This window comes from Sulfurimonas sp. (assembly GCF_028694895.1).
In the GTDB taxonomy this organism is placed as follows: domain Bacteria; phylum Campylobacterota; class Campylobacteria; order Campylobacterales; family Sulfurimonadaceae; genus Sulfurimonas.
This window is the reverse complement of sequence record NZ_JAQVKA010000155.1, coordinates 1-2,716: the sequence shown is the minus strand read 5'-3', so window position 1 is coordinate 2,716 and position 2,716 is coordinate 1. Positions and strand designations below refer to the sequence as shown.

The window sequence follows — 2,716 nt, the reverse complement described above, 5'->3', positions numbered from 1 at the left end:
TTGGTCTGTAACTTCAGGATCAAATATACTTCAAGGTTATATCGCTCCATACAATGCAACAGTTATAGAGAAGATGCTTGGCGCTGGTCTATCTGCGTTTGGGCGAACAAACATGGATGAGTTTGCTATGGGAAGCACTACTGAGTCAAGCTTTTATGGCAAAACCCTAAATCCTCACAACAAAGATTGTGTTCCAGGGGGAAGTTCAGGCGGAAGTGCTGCTGCTGTTGGAGCTGGTCTTGCTATCGCTGCACTTGGAAGTGATACAGGTGGAAGTATCCGCCAACCTGCTTCATTTTGTGGGATTGTTGGGATGAAACCAACTTATGGACGAGTTAGCCGTTATGGCTTAGGTGCTTATGCTTCAAGCCTTGATCAGATAGGTCCGATGACTCAAAACGTAGAAGACGCTGCTATCTTATATGACATTATCAGCGGACATGATGAAAAAGACTCAACAAGTGCAAATAAAAATGACAAAGTAAGTGATAAACTAAACCCAGAGCGTAAGCTCCGCATAGCAGTACTTCCAAAACATATCCAAAATGCTAGTGAAGATGTAAAAAAGGCTTACGCTCTCGCTATAGAAGCCCTAAAGAGCGCTGGTCATGAGATTGTTGAGCGTGAACTTATGGATGCAAAGTTTGATATCTCAGCTTATTATATAACAGCAACTGCAGAAGCTACAACAAACTTAGCTAGATATGATGGTATCCGTTATGGAAATAGAGTTGTTGGAAAAGATTTGAATGACACTTATATCCAAACTAGAAGTCAAGGTTTTGGCGATGAAGTAAAACGCCGAATACTTCTTGGAAACTTCGTGCTCTCAAGCGGATATTATGAAGCTTACTATGTAAAAGCACAAAAAACAAGACACCTTATAAAAGATCAATACTCTAAGATATTTGAAGAGGTTGATTTGATTTTATCTCCAGTTGCACCTACAACTGCAAACAAGTTTGGAGAACTCTCAACTCCGATGGAGATGTATTTGAGCGATTTATATACCATAAGTGTGAACCTTGCCGGTCTTCCTGCTATCTCTGTTCCTGTATCAAAGAGTTCTGATGGTATGCCCATAGGTCTTCAGTTGATTGCAAATGCGTATGAAGAACAAGTGTTGTTTGATGGTGCAATTAGTCTTGAGAGAGAGATAAGTTATAAAAAGTAGAAGTGTTTAAAGTGAAGATATAAAAAAATCTCCGCCAGAGTGGCGAAGATTTAGAAAAGATCTTTTAATATAGATCTTGTGTTGGATGGTTAGTCCCAATAGTCTCTGTAGCAACTGTTTTTGTATCATATGTTACAACGTTGTCTGCTTGAAGAGCACCTAGTGTTAATCCGATTAATAAAATCAATGTTTTCATTGTGTATCCTTTGTTAAGAGAGCATTACCCTCTAGTATTTTTAAATCAGAGTAATTTTATCCGATTTAACTTTTAACCTTCTACTGCTTCTATATCTAGCCACTATTTTTAAGATTATATTTATATTTTATCATTGATATTACGCATCTTTTTTAAAAAATGTATAGGGTAATAATAGTTAAATTTAAAAGAGGTTATAGTACCACTATGAAAAGAAAAAATAAGATTTATTTGACTATGTTTTTACTCTCTGGCGTTGCTCTTTGGGCTGAGGGAATAGATGTTTTGTCTAAAGAGAAACAGGATTTTTTGTTTCAAGAACAAAAGCGTTATGAGGGCGAGCACCAGAAGTTAAGATACAACTGGATTGCACCGCTAAACCTTAATGCCTCTTATGGATATGATAAGAGTGCTACTGATATACACTCAGATATAAAGACACTCAAAGCTTCTATCGCTCAGGATATCTTCCGCTCTGGAGGAATCACCTATGCTATAAACTATGCAGATGCAAAAAAAAGAGCTGATGAGATAGGGCTTTATAAAGATATATCCGCACTTAATGAAAATCTTTTTCTCTCTCTTTTAAATTATAAAAAAAACAGTTATGAGTTAGAACAAAGCACAAAGAGACTTGCTAATTATGATATTGAAATATTTATAAAGCGTCAACTATATAATGCTGGAAAAGTTGATATTACAGAGCTAAACAATGCTCTTATGAATAAAAGCACTGAGCAGAAAAACTATGCCCTACTTGAGGCTAACAGGGCTAAATATAGACTAGAAATCTCAAAAGTGAGTGATATAGACCCAGAGAGTTACCCGCTCTACTCTTTTGAACTAATTGAGGAGCAAAATTATCTTAAAAATAGTTTTGATCTCCAATACGCCGACGCACAGAGGAAAACTTATAAACAGCTCTACAATATAACAAAAAGTAGCTACCTTCCATCCCTTAACATAAATGGATCCACAGGATATCAGAGTTACGATGCAAGAGAGAATGCAATGGGATATGATGGAAACTTTTACAATGCTGGTTTGTCCCTAAATATACCACTTACATATAATTCAAGTGCAGCCAAAGATGAGGCACAAGCGATATTTTTAAAATCATCTGCAGAGATACAAGATAAAGAGCGCTCAACTAGAGCCTCTTATGCACAAGCCATTGAGCTTATAAAGAGCTATAAAAGCTATATAGAGATTACATCAAAAAATCTCTCTTTGTATGATGAACTTATAGTCGCTATCAGTGCAGGTGTAGATATTGGTTATAAGACAGGATATGATTTACAAACGTTAAAAAACTCTAAAGAGATAGAGAAGTACAACATAAAGAT

General features: G+C 36.3%; 3 protein-coding genes. 2 read left to right on the top strand and 1 reads right to left on the bottom strand.

Features of this window, described 5'->3' with window-relative positions; translation table 11 throughout:
- On the top strand, positions 1–1,174 hold a 1,174-nt coding region (gatA, locus tag PHI38_RS10190), incomplete at its 5' end, for an Asp-tRNA(Asn)/Glu-tRNA(Gln) amidotransferase subunit GatA (protein ID WP_299855774.1).
- Positions 1,175–1,238: 64 nt separating this feature from the next.
- Here gatA and PHI38_RS10185 read toward each other — a convergent pair.
- Positions 1,239–1,370 (bottom strand): hypothetical protein, encoded by a 132-nt coding sequence (locus PHI38_RS10185; protein WP_299855772.1) that lies wholly within the window; start codon positions 1,368–1,370, stop codon positions 1,239–1,241.
- A 207-nt stretch (positions 1,371–1,577) separates the two neighbouring features.
- On the opposite strand from PHI38_RS10185, the gene PHI38_RS10180 reads away from it, so the two are divergent.
- On the top strand, positions 1,578–2,716 hold a 1,139-nt coding region (locus PHI38_RS10180), incomplete at its 3' end, for a TolC family protein (RefSeq protein WP_299855770.1).